Raw genomic sequence first — 21,760 nt, 5'->3', positions numbered from 1 at the left:
GGCCATGCGCAAAGATCGCGGCATCAACCGGTGGGAACTGGTCACCTGCGCGCTTGCAGGGCACGTGACGTACGCGCCGGACGAGAAGGGGCTGGCTGAGCGGCTCAGCGGCACCACCGGACTAGGCGAAGTCTGGCGTTGCCTGCGCTGCGGTGAATTCACCGTCGGCGAACCACACGGCCGCGGCCACGCCGACGACGCCCCGATGATCCTGCGCGGCAAGGCGTTACGCCAGGCCATCATCATCCGCGCGCTCGCGGTCGAACGGCTGTTTCGGGCCGTGGTGATCGCGCTGGCCGCGTATGCCGTCTGGAAATTCCGCGGCGCGCGCGGGGCCATCCAGGCCACCCTGGACCGTGACCTGCCGATCTTCCGCGCGGCCGGGTTCAAAGTCGATCAGATGACGATCGTGCACGAGCTGGAAAAGGCGCTGGCCGCCAAGCCGTCCACCTTGGCGCTCCTGACGTTGATGCTGGTCGGCTACGCGCTGATCGAGGTCATCGAGGGCGTCGGCCTCTGGTTGCTGAAGCGCTGGGGCGAGTACTTCGCGGTGGTAGCCACCTCGGTCTTCCTGCCCCTGGAAATCCATGACCTCGCCAAGGGCATCACGATGACCCGCCTGGTCACCTTCACGATCAACGTGGCCGCCGTGATCTATCTGCTGGTATCGAAGCGGCTGTTCGGACTGCGGGGCGGTCGCAAAGCCTACGACGAGGAGCGCCGCGGCGAGCAGCTGCTCGACGTCGAGCGCGCCGCCACCGCGACCTGAATGGGCACCTACGCGATCACCGGATCGGCGTCCGGGATGGGCCGGGAGGCCGCGCAGCGGCTCCGGGCCGACGGGCACACCGTGATCGGAGTCGACGTGAAGGACGCCGAGGTGGTCGCCGACTTGTCGACGCCGCACGGCCGTGAGGCGGCCGCCGACGGGATCCTGGCGGCCTGCGGCGGCCAGCTCGAGGGCGCCGTGCTGGCCGCCGGCCTGGGCCCGAGCCGCGGCCGGGATCGGGCCCGCCTCATCGCCCAGGTCAACTACCTCGGCGTGGTGGAACTGCTCGTTGCATTGCGCCCCACGCTGGCCTCGGCCGACCGCGCCAAGGTCGTCGTCGTCTCCAGTAACTCCACGACGACAGTGCCCGCGGTGCCGGGCCGAACGGTGCGGGCGTTGCTCGCGCACGATGCCGACCGGGCGGTGCGATCCGTGCGGCCGTTCGGGCCGGCCGCGCCCACGATGATGTATGCGGCCTCGAAGATCGCGGTGGCACGTTGGGTCCGACGCCACGCGGTGCGGCCGGAGTGGGCCGGCTCGGGGGTGCGCCTGAATGCCCTGGCGCCGGGCGCCATCATGACGCCGATGCTGCAAGAGCAGCTGGCGGACCCCAGGCAGGCCAAAGCGGTCCGATCGTTCCCGGTACCGGTCGGCGGTTTCGGAGACGCCGGGCAGTTGGCCGACTGGATGCGTTTCATGCTATCCGATTCGGCCGACTTCCTTTGCGGCAGCATCGTTTTCGTTGACGGCGGGACCGACGCGTACTTCCGCGCCGACGACTGGCCCAAGGCCCTGCCGGCGCGCCGGCTGTTCGGTTATCTGCGGCGGTTCAGGACCAGCATGTGACGAGCCCGTTGCGTCACCGCAAATGTGCCTTACGCCACAACACCGCTTTTCGCGACGTTTACCGCGGCGCGGCGCGCCCGTAAAACCACTGGGGTGCAATTCAATGAGTCGGCGAACTGGCCGAATGGACAAGGGACGAGGACGGCAACTGTGCCAACACTGCAGCACTGGATGAGTCAGGGCCCGACCAGCATCGACGTAGTCACCCCGATCAAGGCGCGGGCGTGCGACGCCCTACAGGCGGTGCTGAGAAGCAGGCCGCGCCAAGGGGGTTCACCCGCGCGGATCATGCCGAAGGGGGTCGAGCGCTGCTGAGGGCCGGCGCGCTGAACTAGCTGCCCGCGCGATCCCGTTCGCGTCGGCGCGCCCGCGAAGCCCGCAAATTCGCGGCGTTTCCACACGTCTTCACGTCGTGCCACACCCCGCTGTTGTTCTTCGAGCGGTCGTAAAACGTCGACGCGCAGCCGGGGCTGTGGCATTGCTTGAGCCGCCGCCACGTGTCGTCGCGCTGGCTGAGCAGAATCTCTCCCCACAGGGCCGACGCCAGCCATCGCCAGCCGGTTCCGGCGGGCTCGAGCCGTACCTCGCCGGTCTCCGACAGCGTCAACGAGGCCGAGGCCGCGCCCGTCGCGCGTCCGGTTAGCGGCTCCCCCGCGACCAGCCGCGCGATCGTGTCGCGCAGGGCGCGAAGCTTCGCCACGTCCGAGTCGCCGAGCGGCGGCGGCTGCACGGCCAGCCCGCGCGCGGTCGCCCATGTCCGGACGGCGCCGGCCGCCCAGTCGCCCGCAACGGCCGCGTCGGCAAGCAGGTCCGGGCCGTATTCTCCGATCCCCACCGTGTTGAGGAAGTCCTGGACCAGGCCCAGGCCCCCGGGCGCCGGAGTGAGCTGGTAGCGCTGTGATGCACGCCATTCAGTAGACATACTCAAAAAATACTTGCCTATGTCGCTATCGTCAACTATGGTGACAGAGGCAAAACGCTTTCAACTACGTCAAGGAGTACGCATCATGGTTAACATCAATGGGTCGACGGTCGTGGTAACCGGCGGGCAGCGCGGGCTTGGCAAGGCCATCGTCGAGGAGTTCCTGCAGCGGGGCGCGGCGAAGGTGTATGCCACGGCGAGGGCGCCCAAACCCAGCGAGGACCCGCGGGTCGTCGCCCTCGAGCTGGACGTCACCAAGCCGGATTCCGTTGCGGCGCTGGCTGCCACGGCGTCCGACGCCGACATCGTCATCAACAACGCCGGAATCATCGGTGCGTCGAAGTTGCTCGGCAGCGACATCGACGAGGTGCGCGAGGTGTTCGAGACGAACTACTTCGGCGCCCTTCGGGTCGCCAAGGCGTTCGCCCCGATCCTGGCCGACAACGGCGGCGGAGCCCTGGTCAACACCCTTTCGATCCTGTCCTGGGTCGCGGGCTTCGGCGGCTACGGCGACTCCAAGGCGGCCCTGTGGGCGGCGACGAACTCGCTGCGCATCGAGCTGGAAAAGCAGGGCACCCTGGTCACCGGCGCACACCTGAGCTTCACCGACACCGACATGGCCGCCGGCTTCGACGCGCCGAAGAATGACCCTCGCGACGTCGCGCGGCAGATCGTCGACGGTATCGAGCGGGGCGACGCAGAGGTGCTGGCCGACGACGACACCCGTTACATGAAGTCCGCGCTGTCCGGACCGGTCGAGGCGCTCCGGGTCGGCTAACCGAGGCGGGCGTGTAAATGGCCTGTCCGAAGGCAGATCCCCGTCTTGTGACGGTGGGTCAAGCAGGCCGTGGGGGCCTCACCCAAAAATGGGCTTGCTGCACTTCGGACAGGCCACCGGGTTGCCCCGGCACCGATCACGATGCCAGCCCGACCGCGCGCGCCACGACGGCCGAAGGTCCCGAAGGCGGCCGGCCGAAAGTCACATCCGCCCCGCCCGGGCGGGCATGTTTGGATGGCGACATGGAACCGGAACGCATCGTGAGCGCCACCCGCGTGATCTCGGCGAGCGCCGAGCGGATTTTCGAACTGATCGCCGATCCCGCTCAGCAGCCGAGCTGGGACGGTAACAACAACCTCGCCTCGGCCGCCCCCGGCCAACGGGTCCGCCAGGTCGGCGCCGTGTTCAAGATGACGCTGACCAACGGCGCCGTGCGGGAGAACCACGTGGTGGAGTTCATCGAAGGCACGAAAATTGCCTGGCGCCCAGCAGAGCCCAAGAAGCTGCCGCCTGGCCACCTGTGGCGCTGGGAACTGCAGCCGATCAACGCGACCCTCACCAGCGTGACGCACACCTACGACTGGACGGAGCTGACCGACCGCACCCGGATCGAGAGGGCGAGCTCGATAACATCCGACATGCTGCGCGAGTCGATCGACCGGCTCGCCACGCTCGCCCAGGCAAGCGAGGGCTGACATGGCCCTCCCGCCGCCGGACGCCGACAGCGCCGCGATCGTCACCGGCGCTTCGTCGGGCATCGGCGAACAGTTCGCCGGGATACTCGCGCGGCGCGGCTATCAGGTGGTGCTGGTGGCCCGCAGCGTCGACCGTCTTGAGGCGCTGGCCGCGCGGTTGGGCGCGCAGGCGCACCCGCTGCCGGCCAACCTGTCCGATCGAAGCGAACGGGCTGCCCTGCCAGACCGCATCGCGGCCCTCGGTCTGATCCCGGACATCCTGGTCAACAACGCCGGCCTCTCGACGCTGGGCCTGGTGGCGAAATCCGTTCCTGAGCAAGAACTCAACCTCGTCGAGGTCGACGTCGCCGCGGTGGTGGACCTGTGCAGCCGGTTCCTGCCCGGAATGGTCGAGCGCCGTCGCGGCGCCGTGCTGAACGTGGCATCGGTTGCCGGGTTCGGTCCGCTGCCGGGCCAGGCGGCGTACGGCGCCGCCAAGGCGTTCGTGTTGTCCTACACCCACAGCCTGCGCGGTGAGTTGCGCGGCACCGGGGTCGGCGCGACGGCGCTGTGCCCGGGGCCGGTGGACACCGGATTCGGCGAGGCGGCCGGTTTCTCCAAGGAGGAGGCCGAATCGGCCCTGCCGCGGGTGATGTGGGTGCCCGCCGACAAGGTGGCCCAGGCCGGAATCGACGGGCTCGCGGCCGGCAAGGCCGTCGTCGTGCCGGGCCGCGTGAACCGGGTGGCGTCGGCCTTAATCCGGGTCGCGCCCCCCGAGCTGCTGCTGCCGGTCCTGAGGCGTGGCCACCCGGCCTTCAAACGAAGCTGAGAATCAGCCGTTCTTGCCGCGCACCCACTGGAACGTGCCGTAGTTCTTGACCCGTACGCTGGCGAATCCGTTGTCTTCCAAGATGTCGCCGATTTCGTCGTCGTCGAACACGTGCGCCCCCACGTTCGGCAGCTTTTGCCAAAACCTGGCGGCCTGCCCGACGGTGGGCACCATGATGGCCAGTCGGGCGCCCGGCCGCAACACCCGGGCCATCTCGGCCAGCGCCGCCGCCGGATTCGGAACCAGCTGCAGCACGGCCGTCGAAACCACCGCGTCAATGGTGTTGTCGCGCAGCGGAAGTCGTTGCGCATCGGCCTTGATGAAGCCGACCTGCGGCCCGGCTTCGTTGCGGACGGCGCGGGCCAGCATCGCCTCGGAGATGTCGATACCCAGGGCGAGCCCCTCGGGGCCGGCCGCACGCGCCAGCGACGCGGTGACGTTGCCCGGGCCCGAGCCGACGTCGAGCGCCACACCGCCCGGCGGGATGCTCAACCAGTCGATCGGCAGTTGCCACGCGCTGATCAGCCGGCGCGACAGGGCTTGTGCGTTGTCGTACAGCATCGACCCGATGGGTGACGCCCAGGCCGCCTGGATCGGGCCGGTGTTCTTCGGGACGGCGTCGTCCTCGGCCGATCCGGCGCCGAGCAGGTCCAGGTAGCCCCTGCTGACGTCCGGGTCCGCGGGCGGATCGGCGAGTAGATCCAGCGCGCGGCGCAGCGCGGGCGGCAGCGAGACGTGCACGTCGGTCACGCGTACTCCTTCGATCACTAATCAAAGCCCTGCAGCGGGAATCGAATTCGGGGCTCGCTGGCGAGCCTACGCCGAGCCCGGGGGCGCCTCGACCGCTCGCGATGTGGGTTTCGTTACCGCCGAACCGAGGTGCGCTCGCGCACCAGGGCACAGAGCTGCCACCGACCCGGCACGCCTCTGAGCTCGCCCGCGCCGCGGTCGGCGAACCTGTGCCGCGAGCCGGTGACGATGTCGCGCACGGTCGAGGACACCAGCACCTCGCTGGCTTCGGCGTGCGCTGCGACCCGCGCACCGATGTGGACCGCCATCCCGGCGACGTCCGACCCGCGCACCTCGACCTCGCCGGCGTGAATGCCCACCCGCACCTCGATGCCCAGCACCCGCACCGCGTCGACGATGTCGTCGGCGCAGGCGAGCGCGGCGCTGGGGCTGGAGAAGGTGGCGACGAACCCGTCGCCGGCGGTGTTGACCTCACGCCCACCGAACCGCTGCAATTCGTGCCGAATGATGGTGTCGTGGTTGTCCAGCAGGTCGCGCCAGCGGCCGTCGCCCAGCAGCGCGGCCCGCTCGGTCGAGCCGACGATGTCGGTGAACACGATGGTGGTCAGCAGGCGCTCGGCTTCCGAACCGCCCCGCATCCCGGTGATGAACTCCTCGATCTCGTCGAGCATCGTGGCGGTCTCGCCGACCCAGTACAGGGTGTCTTCACCCGGTAGCTCCACGAAGCGCGAACCGGCGATGTTGTCGGCCAGGTACCGGCCGTGCGCCACCGGGGTGAACTCGGAGTCGACGCGATGCAGGATCAGCGTCGGCGCGGTGATGCGCGGCAGCGCGTCGCGCACGTCGGCCTGGCGGATGGCCAGGATCATCGCGCGGGCCATGCTCGGCGATGCGGCGCGGTTGCCGGCGGCGTCCCACCAGGCCCGGAAGGCGTCGTCGCGCGCGACGCTGGGCGCGATCATGCCGAGCATGTCGAAGCCCTGCTCGACGGCGTCCGGGTCTATCGCGAGGGTGGTGTACGGGTCGAGGTCCTCGATCTCGGCGCCCATCGGATAGTCGGGGGCGTACAGGGTGCGAGCCGCGCCGTTGATGATCACCAGGCTGCTCACCCGTTCCGGGTACTCGGCCGCCAGCGTCAGCCCGGTCATCGAGGTGAAGCTCGGCGCCACGATCGCGGCCCGCTCGCATCCCACCGCGCTCATCACCGCGACGACGTCCTTCGCCCAGAACTGCGGCCCGATCTCGTCGATCGAGGGCACGCGGGACGAGAGCCCGATGCCGCGCTGGTCGAGCCGGATCACCCGGGCGAATGCCGCCAGCCGTCGATGGAAGCGGAACATCGACGGCTCGGCGTCGACCGAGTCGATCGGAATCGAGGGCCCCGGAAGCAGCAGCAGGTCGATCGGGCCGTCGCCGAACACCTGGTAGGCGATGTCCGTGTCGCCGCAACTGGCGTACCGGGTTCGTGGTGTCCCAGGAAACCCAGCCACGGTTTAAAGGCTAGTGCAGGGCTGTGACAAGTCCGAGACAAGCACGGGCCCCGCTAGCGGCCGATGATCGGGACCAGGTAGCGGGCGGCGTAGTCGCGCACGGCCGCCTGGTCCGAGGTGTCGAGGCGGTCGGTGGGGAACACGATGATGCCCAGGGCGACGCGCAGCAGGACGTCGGCGATGTCGGCCAGGTCGGCGTCGGGGATGTCGGCCCCGCAACGCCGCAGCGTGTGCGCGATCCCGTCGGCGAATTGGCGAATCGGGAAGACATGGGACCGGGAAAACAGGCCGAGCAACTCGGGCTCGCTTTCGACGATCCGCGAATAGAGGGGGGAGTCGCCGACGAGCCGCACCCCGAGCGCGAACGCCTCGATCACGGCCTCTTGCGGGGTGCAGCCCTCGGTCGCGCGGTGGAGCGTGCTGAAGAAGGTTTCGGCCTCGCGCCGCACCACGTGTTCGAACAGGTCGTCCTTGGTCGGAAAGCGCCGGTAGATGGTGCTGCGGCTGACCCCGGCGCGGGCCGCGACGTCTTCGATGTTGGCCCGGCGCACGCCGTAGGTCTCGAAGACCGTTCGCGCGGTGTCCAGGATGGTGCGGTCGACGTCGATCGCTTCGCCGAGAGTGCCGGCAAGGCTGCGGTTCTGCATGGATCACGACCCTCACGGCGATCTCGACGCGACGCTGTTACTCTGACACAAAGATACGTATTTGTTTCTCTGTTGCACACCCAGCGTGTCGGGCAGGAGGATTCGATGACGGCGCAACGGGCCGACCAGGGTTTCGACGCCGGTGTTCGCGAAGCCGTCCCCATGCCGGTCGACGACGCAGTCGACGGTTCGGCCCCCCGGCTCGGGCCCGAGTCGTTGACGTGGAAGTTCTACGGGGATCACCGCACCCAGTTCTTCGGGTTTCAGCGCACGGCCGGCGTGGAGAACTGCATCGAGCAGCTGGCCCAGGGCGTGCTCGATCACTCGGTGATCTTCAGCGACACGTTGGGCCGGGCCAAGCGGACGGCGCCGCCCCTGATGAAGACCGTCTACTCCGCCGACCCGCACGAGTGGGGCCGCAAGGTCCGCGACTTCCACAAGCCGATCAAGGGCACCATCAGCGACGGCTCGAGATATCACGCGCTCAATCCGGAACTGTTCTATTGGGCGCACGCCACGTTCGTCGATCAGGTCATCTACACGGCCGACACGTTCATCCGCCGGTTGTCCCGCGCGGAGAAGGAGCAGATCTTCAACGAGGGAAAGGTCTGGTACGGCCTCTACGGGGTGAGCGACCGCGGCCAGCCGCAGACATACGACGAGTTCGTCGCCTACTGGAACGAGATGCTCGAGCGGTTCGTCCCGCACAAGACCGTCCTGTACGGCACGGGATACATCCGCAAAGGGATCCCGGGCCCGCGCTGGATTCCCAAGCCGGTCTGGAAGGTGTTGTCCGCGCCGATCAACGCCTACACCCGACTGGTGCTCGTCGGCACCCTGCCGCAGCAGATGCGCGAGGTATGCCGGCTGCAGTGGGATGCCAAGAAGGAGAAGCGATTTCAGCGGTTCGCCGCCGCGGTGCGCGCACTCAATCCGCTGATCAACCGGCTGCCCGTGTCGTTCATCTACCTGCCGTGGGCGGCCGCGGCGTGGCGCCGCGCGGGCGTCGACCCGCGCAAGCTGCACAACCGGGCGGCTTAACGGATGCGCAGCAGCCGTTCGGCGTTGCCGTGGGCGATCTTCTCCCGGTCGCCCGCGGACAGCGTCGTCCGCTCGAATCCCTGCACCGCCTCCCGCGACGACTCGTAGGGATAGTCGACCGAGAACATCACGGCGTCGGCGCCGACCTCCAGCACCGCTCCCAGCATCACCGCCGGGGAGAACACCCCGCTGTTGGTGAAGACGATGTTGGTGCCGAGGTACGCCGACGGCGGGCGCTGCAACGGAGTCGTCGTCTCGATCGTCGCGTAGCGGGAGTCCAGCCGGCTGCGCTGAAACGGCAGGAACTCACCCATGTGCCCCAGGATCAGCGTCGCTCCTGGATGCCGGTCGAACACCCCGCCGAACACCAGCCGCAGCGCGTGCCCGCTGACCTCGGCGGCCCAGCTCCAGGTCGCCCCGTACAGTTCCGGGCGCCCGTCGATCACGCGCCAGCGATCCGCCGGCGGTGCGCCCGGGTGCAAATACATCGGCACCCCAAGGGATTCCACGGCGGACCACAACTCGTCGTATTCGGGCGCGTCCAGATACCGCCCGCCGGGCCCGCAGATGCAATCGTTGACCAGTGCACCGCACAACCCGTCCTCGGTGACGGCGCGCTCCAGCTCCGCCGCCGCGGCGGCCGGGTCCTGTAGCGGCAAGGCGGCGAAGCCGCGGAACCGATCGGGATGCTGGGCAATGATTTTGGCCAGGTGGTCGTTGGCGAACCGGGCGTTGGTGCGCGCCCGCTCGGCGTCGATGTCGACCTGCAGGCCCGGGGATGTCAGCGATAAGACCTGCATGTCGATGCCGGCCTCGTCCATCTCCGCCAGCCGGTAGTCGGTGAAGTCGGGCAGCCGGCGTTCGTACCGCTCGGCGAATTCGGGTTTCAGCAGCTGCATCAGTCGTTGATGGGCCGGCTGCAGGTCAGCCAGTTCGGTGACGAAAAACGCTTCCTCCAACGCGATGTAGCGCATCGGCCTCCCTCATCCGTGGTGGGGCATGACGTGCAGTATTGCGCGGTCTGCACGTCAATCCGCCCTGGGGTCTACCCATCGGTCCCCGAAAGCACGAAAGTGAGGGGGTAGACGAAACCGAAGGAGGGGAGCGGCCATGCAGATGACGGGCAACACGGTGCTGGTAACCGGAGGCGGCAGCGGAATCGGTCGCGGCCTTGCCGAGGCGTTTCACCGACTCGGCAATACGGTTGTCATCGCCGGCCGGCGCCGTGACCTGCTGCAGGACGTCGCGAAGGCCAACCCGGGCATTCGGACGTTGTCGCTGGATCAGGGCGATCCCGCCGACATCCGCCGGTTCGCCACCGAGCTGACCGACCACTACCGGGACGTCAACGTCGTCGTCAACAACGCCGGCGTCCAGCGCTTCGAGAACCTCACCACGACCGGCCCCAGCGTGGCCGAGCTGACGGTCGCCATCAACCTGCTGGGTCCGATCCGGCTGACGGCGGCGTTGCTGCCGTCGCTGCTGAAGAAGCCGCGGGCCGCGATCCTCAACGTCACCTCGGGCCTGGCCTTCGTCCCCAGCGCCGTGACGCCGACGTATTGCGCCACCAAAGCGGCGCTGCATTCCTACACCGAGTCGCTCCGCTTCCAGCTCCGTGGAACCGCGGTCCAGGTGATCGAGATAATCCCGCCGCACGTGCAGACGGAGCTGCAGCGCGGCCGGGGATTCGACACCAGCGACCCCAGGGCGATGCCCTTGGACGAGTACATCGCCGAGACGATAAAGCTGTTGCAGACGCAACCGGAGGCCGACGAGATCATCGTTGAGCGTGTCAGGCCGTTCCGCTGCGCCGAACGCGACGGCGTCTATCAGGACACCTTTGCCGCCCTGAACGAGGCGATGGTGGCGGCCGTCGCTCAATCGCGCAACGGCTGAAAACCGGCCGGTCACAAAGAGTTCGCCGCGGGATCGAGCAACGTTCAACGCCCGTATGCCCGGCGCGCTCCGGCACGGTTGTCGGGCGGGTCAGCGATGCGACAGGATCGACGGCATGGGCGACTTTTCGCTGTTGGACGTTCCCCGATCGGCTCCGGTCGCCGACCCCGAGGCGTACCTGCGCGCCGCCATGGCGTGGCACTTCGGCGAGGACACCGGTTCCCGCTTCTGGTTGCGAACCGCCCAGACGCTGGACTTCGACCCGTTGACCGACGTCAAAAGCTTTGCGGACTTGCGCCTGTTCCCCAACCTCGTCAACGAGTTGCGGGTCACGCCGGTCGAGGACCTCATTCCGCGCGGTTATGGATCGCCCACGCCGCTGCCCCAGATATTCGAGTCCGGTGGCACCACCGGCGCACCGAAACGCACTGTGCAGATGCCGGATTGGATCGCGCAGATCATCGAATGGCAAACCGAGGACTTCGCGGGCGGCGGCTTTGTCCGGGACCGGGGCTTCCTGTGCCTGATGCCGAGCGGGCCGCACGGGGTCGGCTACTTCTCCCGCTTGGTCTCCCAAGGGCTGGGCGCGGTCTTTCACGCGATCGACATCGACCCCCGCTGGGTGAAGAAGCTCGCGGCCCGCAACGCGGCCGACGAGGTGGCCGCCTACATCGACCACGTCGTCGAGCAGGCGGTGTTCGTCCTGCAAACCCAGAACGTCGCGAATCTGCACACCACCCCGCCGCTACTCGAGGCCATCGCCCGAGACGACCGGGTGGTCGACCTGGTCAACGACAAGGTCCGCTATTTGCTGCTCAGCGGTGCCCACGTGGATGCCGACACGCTCGACCTGCTGCGCGACATCTTCCCCGAAACGACCATCACCATGGCCTTCGGCAGCACCATGGTGCTCTCCCAAGCGGTCACCCGTACGACCGACGACGACTCGTTCGTCTTCGACCCGCGCACACCGTATGTCGTGTTCTGGGTCGTCGACCCCGAGACCGGAGAGCGAGTGCCGTACGGACAGCGAGGCCAGGTGGTGATGAACCACATCAGCAAGGGCATGTTCATCCCCAACAACCTGGAGCGGGACCTGGCCATCCGGATGCCGGGGCCGGCGGGCGAGCTCAGCGATTCCGTCAGCGAGGTGCGGCCCGTCACCACCTTCGAGGGCGAGGCCGTCATCGAAGGCGTGTACTGACCGTGGGAGGGCAAAGATCCGGCCTCACAACCGATTTGGCGCAAATCGACGCGCTTGGCCCCGGCGGCGAGTATCGCACCCGCAACCGCGAGGTCATCATGAGCACCGCCGGCGCCCCCGTTGCCGAGCTGAGCATCGTTCCGCCGCTGTATGTTTCGCGCACCATCGGCACGCAGCGGAAGGCCGCACCGCTGCCCGCCGGGCAACGCGAAGCGGCGCTGGCCGACGCGGCCGGTCTGTTTGCCACCGCGGTCATCGGCGGGCTGGACTTCGAGGAGTACGTGCGGCTGGTCAGTGGCATTTCCGGCCTGCCGATCGCGGTCGCCCGGGCCGGGGCACGGGGGGTGGCCGACGCCGTCGCCTCGGCCTTCGACGCGGTGCGGGCGGCTCGGCCCGCCGGCGCCGCGCTCGAGTGGCGCGAGGAGCGCATCCGCCGCGGCGGCGCGGTGTGGGCGCGGCGCGGGGAGGTGTTCGCGGTGCATGCGGCCGGGAACGGCCCGGGGGTGCACGCCCTCTGGCCCCAGGCGCTCGCGCTGGGATACCGGGTGGCGGTGCGCCCGTCGCGCCGTGAGCCGCTGACCGGCCACCGGCTGGTGAATGCCCTGCGCCAGGCGGGATTTCGTCCCGAAGACGCGGCCTACCTGCCCACCGACCACGGCGGCGCCGACGAGATCATCCGCTCGGCCGACCTGGCCATGGTGTACGGCGGCCAGGACGTGGTGGACAAGTACGCCGACGATCCCGCCGTGCTGGTGAACGGTCCCGGTCGTACGAAGATCCTCATCGCGGCGGACCGGGATTGGCGCGACCGCCTCGACCTCATCGTCGACTCGATCGCCAACCTGGGCGGGATGGCCTGCGTCAATGCCACCGCGGTGCTTTACGAGGGCGACCCCGCCCCGTTGGCGCACGCGATCGCCGAGCGGCTGGCCGCCATCGAGCCGCTGCCCAGCGAGGACGAGCGCGCGATCCTGCCGACCCAGCCACTGGAAAAGGCGCGGGCGCTTGCGGCCTATCTGGCCGCCAAGGCCGCCGGAACGACGCCGCTGCTGAGCGCCGATCGGGTGGTCGCCCCGATCGGCGAGGGCTGCGCGGCGCTGCGCCCGGCGGTGCACCTGCTGGAGGAACCCGGCTCCGGCCAGCTCAGCGACAAGCTCAACACCGAGTTGCCGTTTCCGTGCGTGTGGGTGGCGCCGTGGTCGCGCGCCGCGGGCGTCGCGCCGCTGCGGCATTCATTGGTCGTCACCGCCATCACCGACGACGAGCGGCTCGTCGACGAGCTGCTCGCCGAACCGACGGTCGCCAACGTCTACGCCGGGCACCACCCGACCTTCTACGCGGCCCCCGAAATCCCGCACGACGGGTTTCTGGCCGATTTCCTGATGCGCAACAAGGGATTTGTCAGGGACTAATCCCGGTCCGCTCAGCTGCCGAAGCCCCCGCCGTTCGGCGACGCGACGACCGTCGTCGGCGCCGCGGGACCCGCCGGGGCGGCTGGCCCCTCGCCGAGGCGGCTCAGCGCGAAGGCGACGCCCTTGTCGATCATCGCCCCGTCATCGGCGTAGGCATCGTGAGCGGCGAAGTTCATGCCGTCGGAGCACACCGGGTCCTCGGGGGCGCACACCTTGATGGTTTTGCCCTGATACAGCGGACCGATCGAGACCGGGGGCTGGTTGAGGAAGTTCATCGCCCGGACGTTCGGCGTTCCGAACAGCACCACCGAGGAGACGTGGTTGGCCACGTCGGGACCCAGCGGCTTCGGTACGGTCGCGGGATCCACCCCGTCCGGCACGGAGGACGAGGTGACGAACCCCATCACCGCCGCGCCCTGGGAAAAGCCGCCGAGCACCATCTTGGTGTTGGGGCAGTCGTGCGCCATCGAAACCACGTGCGCGCCTGCGTCCTTGATGCCGTCGAGACCCGTCGCCCACTCCTGGCTGGCGGGATAGTTGACCGGATAGATGTCGAAGGACCTTGCGCCGACTCGCGAGCGGAGGGTGTCGGCGAACGCCTGGCCGGTCGCGCCAAGGCCGGGCGGCTCACCGGTGCCGCGGGCGAACACCACCTGCACGTCGGGACATTGGGCGGAGGCGATGGGGAGGGCGCCGGAGAGGACCGAGGCGCTCACGCCGGCCGCCGCGACGACTGCTGGACCAAGGAAACGAGGGAGGTGACGTGCGATCATGCCGCAATTGTGCCCAACTGAATGCCTGCTTAAACAGTGATCTTCCGGCGAATTATTTCAGATCCGTAAAACCTCCGGCGGACGCGCGACGGCGCGCCGGCGAGCGATTCGCGACAGTCACCGATTGCCGGGCCGGGGCGCGGGCCGATACCCCGGTGTGGTCTGCTTGCTGTAGTCCGAGTCGAGGCAAACGGTCAAGCCAGCGCCGCACCTCGCGCGCAATTCGGAGTGAATGCGGCAGTGAACGTGAACGTGATACCTCAGCCCCTTGTAAAGCCCCTTGTGAAGGCCGTCGAAGCGGCCCTGGCACGAGCCACCGATCGATTGGCAAATCCGGCGCGGGTCTCCGATCCCGACCGGCTGCGCGGCGCGGTTTCCGGCAAGACGGTCTTGGTGACCGGCGCGTCGTATGGAATCGGCGAAGCGACGGCCCGCAAGATGGCCGCCGCGGGAGCCACGGTCCTGATCGTCGCGCGGTCCGCGGAAAGGCTCGAGGACATCGCGGCGGCCATCAACGCCGGCGGCGGCCGGGCGGTCGCCTACCCGACCGACCTCACCGACGAGTCCGCGGTCAGCGAGCTGACCAAGCGGGTCACCGAGGAGCACGGCGCGGTGGACATCGTGGTGAGCAACGCGGGCAAGTCGTTGCGTCGCAGCCTGCATGATCAGTACGACCGCCCCCACGACTTCCAGCGCACCATCGGCATTAACTACCTCGGACCGATCTGGCTGCTGCTGGGCCTGCTGCCGGCCATGCGCGAGCGCGGCGGCGGGCACATCGTGAACGTGTCGAGCGTCGGGGTGCGCGTCGTGCCCGGCCCGCAGTGGGGCGCCTACCAGGCCTCCAAGGGCGCATTCGACCGGTGGCTGCGCAGCGTCGCCCCGGAATTGCACGTCGACGGCGTGGACGTCACGGCGGTCTACTTCGCGCTGGTCCGTACCCGGATGATCGCACCCACACCGATCCTGGGCCGGCTTCCCGGCCTGTCCCCGGATGAGGCCGCCGACGCGATCGCCAAGGCGGTGATCGAGCGGCCCCGCACCAACGAACCCCCGTGGGTGTGGCCGGCCGAGCTGGCCTCGGTGCTGCTGGCCGGGCCCGCCGATCGCGCGGCCCGGCTGTGGCACCGGCGCTTCTTCGCCAACACCGATGACCAAAAGGCCGGACGATGACCGACGGCGTGGTCGCCACCGCGCTCCGCGCGCTGCTGCGCTCCCGACTGCTCAGCCCGCCTTCGCCGGCTGCGACGGTGCGACTGATTCGCGAGGCGCGCCGCAGCGGCACGAATCCCTACACGCTGCTGGCGGTCACGGCGGCTCGGTGGCCCGACCGCGCCGCGATCATCGACGACGACGGCGCGCTCACCTACCGCGAGCTGCGCTCGGAAACGGAATCCCTTGCCCATGAGTTGTCCGGCGCCGGAGCCGGCCCCGGTCGAGCCGTCGGGCTGATGTGCCGCAACGGGCAGGGCTTCGTCAAGGGCTTCTTCGCCGCCGCGCTCGTCGGCGCCGACGTCGTGCTCGTCAACACGGATTTCCGCACCGACGCGCTGGCCGCCGCGCTGAGCGGGCACAAGATCACCACCATGGTCGCCGACGACGAGTTCGCGGAACGGGTGCGCGCCGCGGATCAGTCGGTCGCCGTCGTCGACCCGGCGGCGATCGGTGCGCGCGACGAAGGCTGGCGGCCTTCGAGACCCGACGTGGCCGCACCCGGCCGGATCATCCTGCTGACGTCGGGTACGACCGGCACGCCCAAGGGTGTGCCACGCACGCCGCAGCTGCGTTCGGCGGTGGGCGTGTGGGTGACGATCCTGGATCGCACCGGGTTGCGGACCGGCTCGCGGATCTCGGTGGCGATGCCGATGTTTCACGGGTTGGGGCTCGGCATGCTGATGCTGACCGTGGCCCTCGGCGGGACGGTCCTGACGAATCGACACTTCGACGCCGAGGCCGCGCTCGCGCAGGCGTCGCTGCATCGCGCCGACGCCTTCACCGCGGTGCCGGTCGTGCTGGCGCGCATCCTGGACCTGCCGGAGCGGGTGCGGGCGCGAAACCCGTTGCCCTACCTGCGTGTGGTGCTGTCCAGTGGGGACCGGCTGGATCCCAACCTCGGGCAGCGGTTCATGGACGCCTACGGCGACATTCTCTACAACGGCTACGGCTCAACAGAAGTCGGCATCGGCGCGCTGGCCACGCCGGCCGACCTGCGAGAGGCCCCCGAGACCGTCGGAAAACCCGTCGCCGGATGCCCGGTGCGCATCTTCGACAAAAACGACCGACCCGTCGGCTCGCGCGTCACCGGCCGCATCTTCGTCGGCGGCGAGCTGGCGAGCGAGGGATACACGGACGGCGGCGCCAAGGCTGTCGTCGGGACCATGACCAGCACCGGCGACATGGGCTATCTCGACAACTCCGGCCGGCTCTACATCGTCGGCCGCGAGGACGACATGATCATCTCCGGGGGAGAGAACGTTTACCCGCGCGCGGTCGAGAACGCGCTCGCCGAGCACCCCGACATCGCCGACAATGCGGTCATCGGCGTTCCCGACGAACAGTTCGGTCATCGGCTGGCCGCCTTCGTGGTCCCGCACCCCGGGCGCAGCCTCGATCCGGAGGGGTTGCGGGATTACTTGAAGGGCAGGGTTTCCCGCTTCGAGCAGCCGCGCGACATCAACGTCGTCGAGAGCATCCCCCGCAACCCCGCGGGCAAGGTGGTGCGCAAGGAGCTGTCGACCTAGGCGCGGTCTGCCGACCCGTACCCGACCCGCGAATTTGATAGCGCACGCGATATCGGATTTCGACGTCGTCTATTTCTTGTCCTTGGGCTCCAGCGCGGCAACCCGGTTGGCCAGCCAGTTGGGTGCCAGCACCGACACGGCGGTGGCACCCGCCGTCGAACCGATCACGCCGGACCAGGCGACCGGCCCCAGGGGTGTGCAGCCGAAGAACTGGCTGACGCCCGGGGTTTGCACGATGGCGACCAGCACGCCCGCGCTGCCCAGGGCGGTGGCCAGGACCAGCGGGCTGTGGCGACGGGTCAACAGGGTCTGCGCGAGCTGGGTGCTCACCAGCGCCGTGAGACCCATCGTCGACGTGCGCCGTTCGGTGCCCGGAGTCCAACGCCCGATGGCCCAGGCGGCCGTCGCGCCGGCAGCGGTGACGGCGCCGCGGGTGACGATCTGGCGCATGAGCGGCGCGTCGAGCGACGGCGCGGGTTCGGAGAGCGCCGCCAGCTGGAAGGCCCGCTGCATTTCCTCGGCGTCGCGGTCGGAGCCGTCCCCATCGTCTTCTGGTTGGGGGTACTGCGGCGTGACGGCCACCGCCAGCGCGGGAAACATGTCGGTGAGCAGGTTCACCAACAGCAGTTGACGCGTGCCGACCGGCGCCCGGCCGGTCCCCAGGGCGGTCCCGATGATGGTGAAGAGCACCTCGCCCACGTTGCCGCCGACCAGGATGCTGACGGCGTCGCGCACCCCGCCCCACATGCCGCGGCCTTCGACCAGGGCGTCGAGCAGGACGCCGAGGTCGTTGTCGGTCAAGACGATGTCGGCGGCGCCGCGGGCGGCCGACGACCCGCGTCCGCTGACGCCGATGCCGACGTCGGCCATCCGGATCGCGGCGGCGTCGTTGGCCCCGTCGCCGACCATCGCGACCGCCTGCCCGCTGTGCTGCAACGCCGCGACGATCTGCACCTTCTGCTCGGGGCTGACGCGGGCGAACACCTGCACGTCGGCGGCGAGTCTGGCGCGGGCGTCCTCGTCGAGCGCGGCCAGTTCGGCCCCGGTGGCCTCACGCGCATCCGACGGCAGCCCAAGCTGACGCGCGATGGCCCGGGCGGTGATGGGATGGTCGCCGGTGATCAGCACGACCCGGCGTCCGGCCTGCACCAGCGCCTCGATCAGTGGCCGCGCCGACGGGCGCGCGGTGTCCGCCAATCCGACAAAGCCGACCAGTTCCAGGTCGTGCGCCGCGGCGTCGACGGCGTCGGCGTCGGTGTGCTCGTCGGCGGTCTCGCGGTCCCAGTTGCGCCGGGCCACCGCCAACACGCGCAGCCCTTCCCCGGCGAGACCCAACACCAACGACTCGGCATGGTCTTGGTCCCCGTTGCCTTCGGCGAACCGGCATCGCGGCAGGATCTCCTCGGGGGCGCCCTTGACCATCAGCATCGGCTCCGCCGTCGCTGCAGTGGAGGTGACGATGGAGGCGGAGTAGCCGCGACTGGACTCGAACGGCACCTCGGCGAGCACGGTCCACTCCGAATCCGCTTGACCATCAAGGGAATTGGCGGCCGTCAGGATGGCCTCGTCGGTGGCGTGCGCGTGCCCCTGCCCGTTGTGCGGCTGGGTGCACGCGCGCGCGGCGGTGCGCAGCACCTCAGCCGCACGCGGCTCGGTCGGATCCGGGAACGGGCCGTCGGCGCTGGTTTCCTGAGGCACCACCCGGACGAGGCGCAGGCGGTTCTCGGTGAGGGTGCCGGTCTTGTCGAAGCACACCGTCTGGACGCGGCCCAGGGCTTCTACGGCGCGTGGCGTGCGGACCAGCACGCCACGCCGCGACAACCGCTGGGCCGCGGCGAGCTGGGACAGGGTGGCCACCAGCGGGAGGCCCTCCGGGACGGCGGCCACCGCGATCGCGACGCCGTCGGCGACCGCTTGGCGCAGCGAACCCTGGTGCGCCAGGGCCAGACCGGTCACCGCCGCGCCGCCGGCAAGCGTCAGCGGAAGCACCTTGCTGGTCAATTCCCGCAACCGCGCCTGCACCCCGGCGGCCGACTCGACATCGGCGATCGCCGACATCGCCCGTTGCGCCGCGGTGCCCGCGCCGGTGGCCACCACGATCGCGCGGGCGCGGCCGGCGACGATGGTGCTGCCCTCGAAAAGCATGCTGGCCCGGTCGGAGTCCGCGACGGCGACGGGATCGACTTGCTTGTCCACCGGCAGCGACTCACCGGTGAGGAAGGACTCGTCGACCTCGAGGTCCTCGGCCACCAATAGGCGTGCGTCGGCGGGCACCACCTCCGGGGCGGCCAGGTCGATGATGTCGCCCGGGCGCAGCGACTTGGCGCTCACGGTCACGGTTCGTTCGGTGGAACGGGCCGTCTCGAGCCGGCGGCGCGCCGTTGCCACGGTCGGGAGGACGACGCGCCGCGCGTGCCGGTCCTGCTCGGCGAACAGCTCGGCGACCGCGGCCTCCGCCCGCAGCCGTTGCACCCCGCCCGCGATCGCGTTGGCCGTCATCACGCCCGCGACCAACAGCGCGTCGACGTTGCTGCCGACGATCGCCGAGGCCGCCGCGCCGACCGCCAGGATCGGCGTGAGCGGATCGGCGAGTTCAGCCCGCGTCGCGGACAGCAGCCGCCCCATCTGGGTGGCCGGGCCCCGCAGCGGTGCGACAAGCGGGTTGTAGGAGAGGTCGTCGAGTACCTGCCTCCAGGGCGCCTCCCCGGGCTCCACGGCCAGCGGCCGCGTGCGGCTGGCCAGCCGCGAGTAGACGATTTCGGGGTCCAGGGCGTGCCACGCGGTCAGCGGCTGCGGCGTGGGGTCCGGCAACCGGAGCGCCCGGGTGGCCGAGAAGACGCCCGAGACCAGCGCGGCCGCGGCGGCGGCGTTGACGGGGTTGAGCCAACGCTGCAGGGCCAACGGGTTGGCCGTCCCGGGCTCGCCGGTGACCAGCAACAACCCGGCCAGCGTGCTGCCGCCCTTGGCCAGGCGCACCGACGATTCGGTGGCCTCCCGGGCCACCGGCAGCGTCGAGAGGATCCGCACCGCCGCGGCGAGGTCGGTGCCGGTGATGATGTCGGCGGTCCACGGCGTCGCGGCCTGCGGGTCGTCGAGCGCCACGCCGACGTCGGCGATGGCCAGGGCCGCCAGGGTATCGGTGGACGCGAAGTCCCGGTGCACGGCGGTGATCAGCAGCACCGGTCCGCGGTCCGTCCGCAGATCGCGGACCAACTGCAGCAGCGGCGTGCCCGCCGGATGGCTCACGGCGACGCTGGCCGTCAGGTCCTCGGTGCCGGCGACGTGGCGCAACACCACCCGCGCCCCGGTCCGGTGGGCCGTCTGCAGCAGCGGGATCGCGAACGGGTCGACCTCCCATCCCACGTCGACGCCGCCGACGCGTTCACCGTCAACGATGAGGTCGGCGTGTTCAAGGCCCTGGGCGGGCGTCGCCGACGGCTCCTGCGCCCGAAGCCACCGCAGGCGCGCCCCGGTGGCGGGCAACTCGTCGGGGTCGGGGTCGGGCGCCTCTTCGCCGTGCAGCAGCGCGTCGGCGACTTCGTAGACCCGGTCCTCGTCCCAGCCGGGCACGTCTCCTCTGGCCTGCAGCACCGCGCGGTTGTCGCCGCGCAGCGCCGCGCCGTCGATGACGACCACCTTGACCCGATCCAGCCGGCGCAGCGCGCCGGGGTCGAGGATCAGTTGCCCGGCGTTGGCGAGGCCGCGCCCCAGCACGGCGGCGAAGGTCTGACGGCCCACGTGCGCGGCCCGCGGCACGCCGGCCAGCAGCGCCCCGGCCGCGTCTTCGGTGCCGCCGCCGGCCAGCAGCGCGCCGGCCGCGGCGATCAGCGAGGCGTTCGCGGCCTGATCGACGTACTCCTCGACCGGGCCGGCCATGGAACCCTTGGCGGTGTCGATGGCGGCGTCGATCGCCCCGCCGACCATCACGTGGGAGACCTCGCCGGCGGCCGCCGCGGCCCAGTTGTGGCGCGGGGTCTGCGAGCCGGGTCCGGCTGACGAGATGACGGGCACCACCGGGGCCTGGGGTCGATCCGGCGAGGCCAGCTGGGGCTCCCGCTCCCGCCAGCGGTGACGGTGGGCCGACGCCTCCGAGATCTGCAGGCCGCGTTGCGCCAGGTCCAGCATCGGCGTGCCCACCGCCTGGGTCAGTCCGTTGGCCAGGGCCGTCGAGGCGCTCAGCGCGATGTCGGTGCCGACGCGACCCAGCCGCGACTCCAGGACGGCAACCACCCGCGGCTGGTGATTGAGCACGGCGGCCGCGGCGCGCGCGCTGCGCGGCGCGACGGGCAGGCGGCCCAGCCAGCCGGTCACCGCGGCGCCGATGGCCGCGACATCCATCGCCGCCGCGGTGAACGGGACCAGAATTGCCAACGGGTTGCCCGGGTCGGCGAACGGCGCGGTGCGGCTTATCGCCTTGGGTCCGGTGAAAGCCAGGTCGGCGGCGACGCTGCATACCGTGTCCCGGACTTCGTCCAGGACAGCGTCGGCGTTGGCGTCGCCGTCGAGTTCGACCACGAGCCGTCCCAGCGCGCCCTCGACGTGGGCCGTGGCGACGCCCGGAATCCTGCGAACCGGTTCCTCCACCACCGCCGCGTGTTCGTGCCAGCTGGGGAAGGGCAGCAGTGGATCCAGGTCCAGATGCACTCGGCGCCCGCTGTGCCAGCGCACCGGCGGGGCGACACCGTTGGGGGAGGAGCCGTTAGACGCGGCGCCGAGGCCGATCGCCCGGCCGGTCGTGTGGGCCATCGACGAAACCACCGGGCTAGCCAATTCCATCACCGGGCTGGCGAACATCTGCACCGCGCCCGCGGCGCCGGCCGCAGTGGAGACGCCGGCTCGTACCACCTGCGCAGCTCCGCCGGTCACGCCAGCAACGACGCTGGCTACACCCGGAATCCTCATTCCGTCACCCTTCAAACCCGTCTACCCGCGCCTAATGATCCTGGCGTGTCATCGGCCTGTCCACATGTGGCTCGGATGGACGGCCG

Annotated in this window: 19 protein-coding genes; 12 read left to right on the top strand and 7 right to left on the bottom strand. The window is 70.0% G+C overall.

The genetic code is table 11. The annotated features are described in order from the left end of the window. Positions 1–4 precede the first annotated feature (4 nt). The 3 genes from A5706_RS11820 (at position 5) to A5706_RS33585 (ending at position 1,930) form a co-directional block, all read left to right on the top strand. On the top strand, positions 5–769 hold the full coding sequence (locus A5706_RS11820; protein WP_068130556.1) for a DUF2127 domain-containing protein: 765 nt from the start codon (positions 5–7) through the stop codon (positions 767–769). Continuing rightward, positions 770–1,615, top strand: coding sequence for an SDR family oxidoreductase (locus tag A5706_RS11815; RefSeq protein ID WP_068130554.1), 846 nt, complete (start codon positions 770–772; stop codon positions 1,613–1,615). A gap of 150 nt (positions 1,616–1,765) precedes the next feature. Then, positions 1,766–1,930, top strand: coding sequence for a hypothetical protein (locus A5706_RS33585; RefSeq protein WP_197517811.1), 165 nt, complete (start codon positions 1,766–1,768; stop codon positions 1,928–1,930). A gap of 16 nt (positions 1,931–1,946) precedes the next feature. On the opposite strand, the gene A5706_RS11810 is transcribed toward A5706_RS33585, so the two are convergent. Further along, a complete protein-coding gene (locus A5706_RS11810; protein ID WP_231985211.1) occupies positions 1,947–2,537 on the bottom strand; it encodes a CGNR zinc finger domain-containing protein in 591 nt (196 codons plus the stop codon). An 85-nt stretch (positions 2,538–2,622) separates the two neighbouring features. Here A5706_RS11810 and A5706_RS11805 point away from each other — a divergent pair, with 85 nt between their 5' ends. From A5706_RS11805 to A5706_RS11795, 3 genes are all read left to right on the top strand, one after another. Beyond that, the gene (locus tag A5706_RS11805) at positions 2,623–3,315 is read left to right on the top strand and encodes an SDR family oxidoreductase (RefSeq protein WP_068130550.1); all 693 of its coding nucleotides are present in this window, start codon (positions 2,623–2,625) and stop codon (positions 3,313–3,315) included. A gap of 242 nt (positions 3,316–3,557) precedes the next feature. Next, positions 3,558–4,010 carry an SRPBCC family protein gene (locus A5706_RS11800; protein WP_068130549.1) on the top strand — a complete coding sequence of 151 codons (453 nt, stop codon included), beginning with the start codon at positions 3,558–3,560 and terminating at the stop codon, positions 4,008–4,010. 1 nt (position 4,011) lies between these two features. Continuing rightward, complete coding sequence (locus A5706_RS11795; RefSeq protein WP_068130546.1) at positions 4,012–4,818, top strand: SDR family oxidoreductase; 807 nt, start codon at positions 4,012–4,014, stop codon at positions 4,816–4,818. Between the two features lie 3 nt (positions 4,819–4,821). Here A5706_RS11795 and A5706_RS11790 read toward each other — a convergent pair whose 3' ends face one another. From A5706_RS11790 to A5706_RS11780, 3 genes are all read right to left on the bottom strand, one after another. Beyond that, entirely contained in the window at positions 4,822–5,568 is a 747-nt protein-coding gene (locus A5706_RS11790) for a class I SAM-dependent methyltransferase (protein WP_068130543.1), read from the bottom strand. A 113-nt stretch (positions 5,569–5,681) separates the two neighbouring features. Continuing rightward, positions 5,682–7,058 (bottom strand): adenylate/guanylate cyclase domain-containing protein, encoded by a 1,377-nt coding sequence (locus tag A5706_RS11785; protein ID WP_068130541.1) that lies wholly within the window; start codon positions 7,056–7,058, stop codon positions 5,682–5,684. A gap of 53 nt (positions 7,059–7,111) precedes the next feature. After that, on the bottom strand, positions 7,112–7,705 hold the full coding sequence (locus tag A5706_RS11780) for a TetR/AcrR family transcriptional regulator (RefSeq protein WP_068130539.1): 594 nt from the start codon (positions 7,703–7,705) through the stop codon (positions 7,112–7,114). Positions 7,706–7,810: 105 nt separating this feature from the next. Between A5706_RS11780 and A5706_RS11775 the strand changes: the two genes are divergently transcribed. Further along, complete coding sequence (locus A5706_RS11775) at positions 7,811–8,746, top strand: oxygenase MpaB family protein (RefSeq protein WP_068130588.1); 936 nt, start codon at positions 7,811–7,813, stop codon at positions 8,744–8,746. Here the strand turns inward: A5706_RS11775 and A5706_RS11770 are convergent. Then, positions 8,743–9,720 (bottom strand): amidohydrolase family protein, encoded by a 978-nt coding sequence (locus tag A5706_RS11770; protein WP_068130536.1) that lies wholly within the window; start codon positions 9,718–9,720, stop codon positions 8,743–8,745. The genes A5706_RS11775 and A5706_RS11770 overlap by 4 nt on opposite strands. A 136-nt stretch (positions 9,721–9,856) precedes the next feature. Between A5706_RS11770 and A5706_RS11765 the strand changes: the two genes are divergently transcribed. The 3 genes from A5706_RS11765 (at position 9,857) to A5706_RS11755 (ending at position 13,258) form a co-directional block, all read left to right on the top strand. Next, positions 9,857–10,642 (top strand): SDR family oxidoreductase, encoded by a 786-nt coding sequence (locus A5706_RS11765; RefSeq protein ID WP_068130533.1) that lies wholly within the window; start codon positions 9,857–9,859, stop codon positions 10,640–10,642. A gap of 115 nt (positions 10,643–10,757) precedes the next feature. Then, positions 10,758–11,846, top strand: a complete 1,089-nt coding sequence (locus tag A5706_RS11760) for an AMP-binding protein (protein ID WP_068130529.1) — start codon at positions 10,758–10,760, stop codon at positions 11,844–11,846. A gap of 35 nt (positions 11,847–11,881) precedes the next feature. Beyond that, entirely contained in the window at positions 11,882–13,258 is a 1,377-nt protein-coding gene (locus A5706_RS11755) for an aldehyde dehydrogenase (RefSeq protein WP_068130583.1), read from the top strand. Positions 13,259–13,269: 11 nt separating this feature from the next. Here A5706_RS11755 and A5706_RS11750 read toward each other — a convergent pair whose 3' ends face one another. Next, a complete protein-coding gene (locus A5706_RS11750) occupies positions 13,270–14,031 on the bottom strand; it encodes a cutinase family protein (protein WP_068130526.1) in 762 nt (253 codons plus the stop codon). Positions 14,032–14,313: 282 nt separating this feature from the next. On the opposite strand from A5706_RS11750, the gene A5706_RS11745 reads away from it, so the two are divergent. Further along, entirely contained in the window at positions 14,314–15,204 is an 891-nt protein-coding gene (locus A5706_RS11745) for an SDR family NAD(P)-dependent oxidoreductase (RefSeq protein ID WP_231985209.1), read from the top strand. After that, positions 15,201–16,772 (top strand): AMP-binding protein, encoded by a 1,572-nt coding sequence (locus tag A5706_RS11740; protein ID WP_068130520.1) that lies wholly within the window; start codon positions 15,201–15,203, stop codon positions 16,770–16,772. The genes A5706_RS11745 and A5706_RS11740 overlap by 4 nt, the downstream gene beginning before the upstream one ends. Before the next feature lie 69 nt (positions 16,773–16,841). Here the strand turns inward: A5706_RS11740 and A5706_RS11735 are convergent, their stop codons facing one another. Then, on the bottom strand, positions 16,842–21,674 hold the full coding sequence (locus tag A5706_RS11735) for a cation-translocating P-type ATPase (protein WP_068130517.1): 4,833 nt from the start codon (positions 21,672–21,674) through the stop codon (positions 16,842–16,844). Positions 21,675–21,760: the final 86 nt, after the last annotated feature.

The sequence above is a fragment of the Mycobacterium sp. E796 genome, assembly GCF_001672815.1.
In the GTDB taxonomy this organism is placed as follows: Bacteria; Actinomycetota; Actinomycetes; order Mycobacteriales; family Mycobacteriaceae; genus Mycobacterium.
Note: the sequence above shows the minus strand (reverse complement) of the source record. Positions and strands in the feature narration are given on the sequence as shown.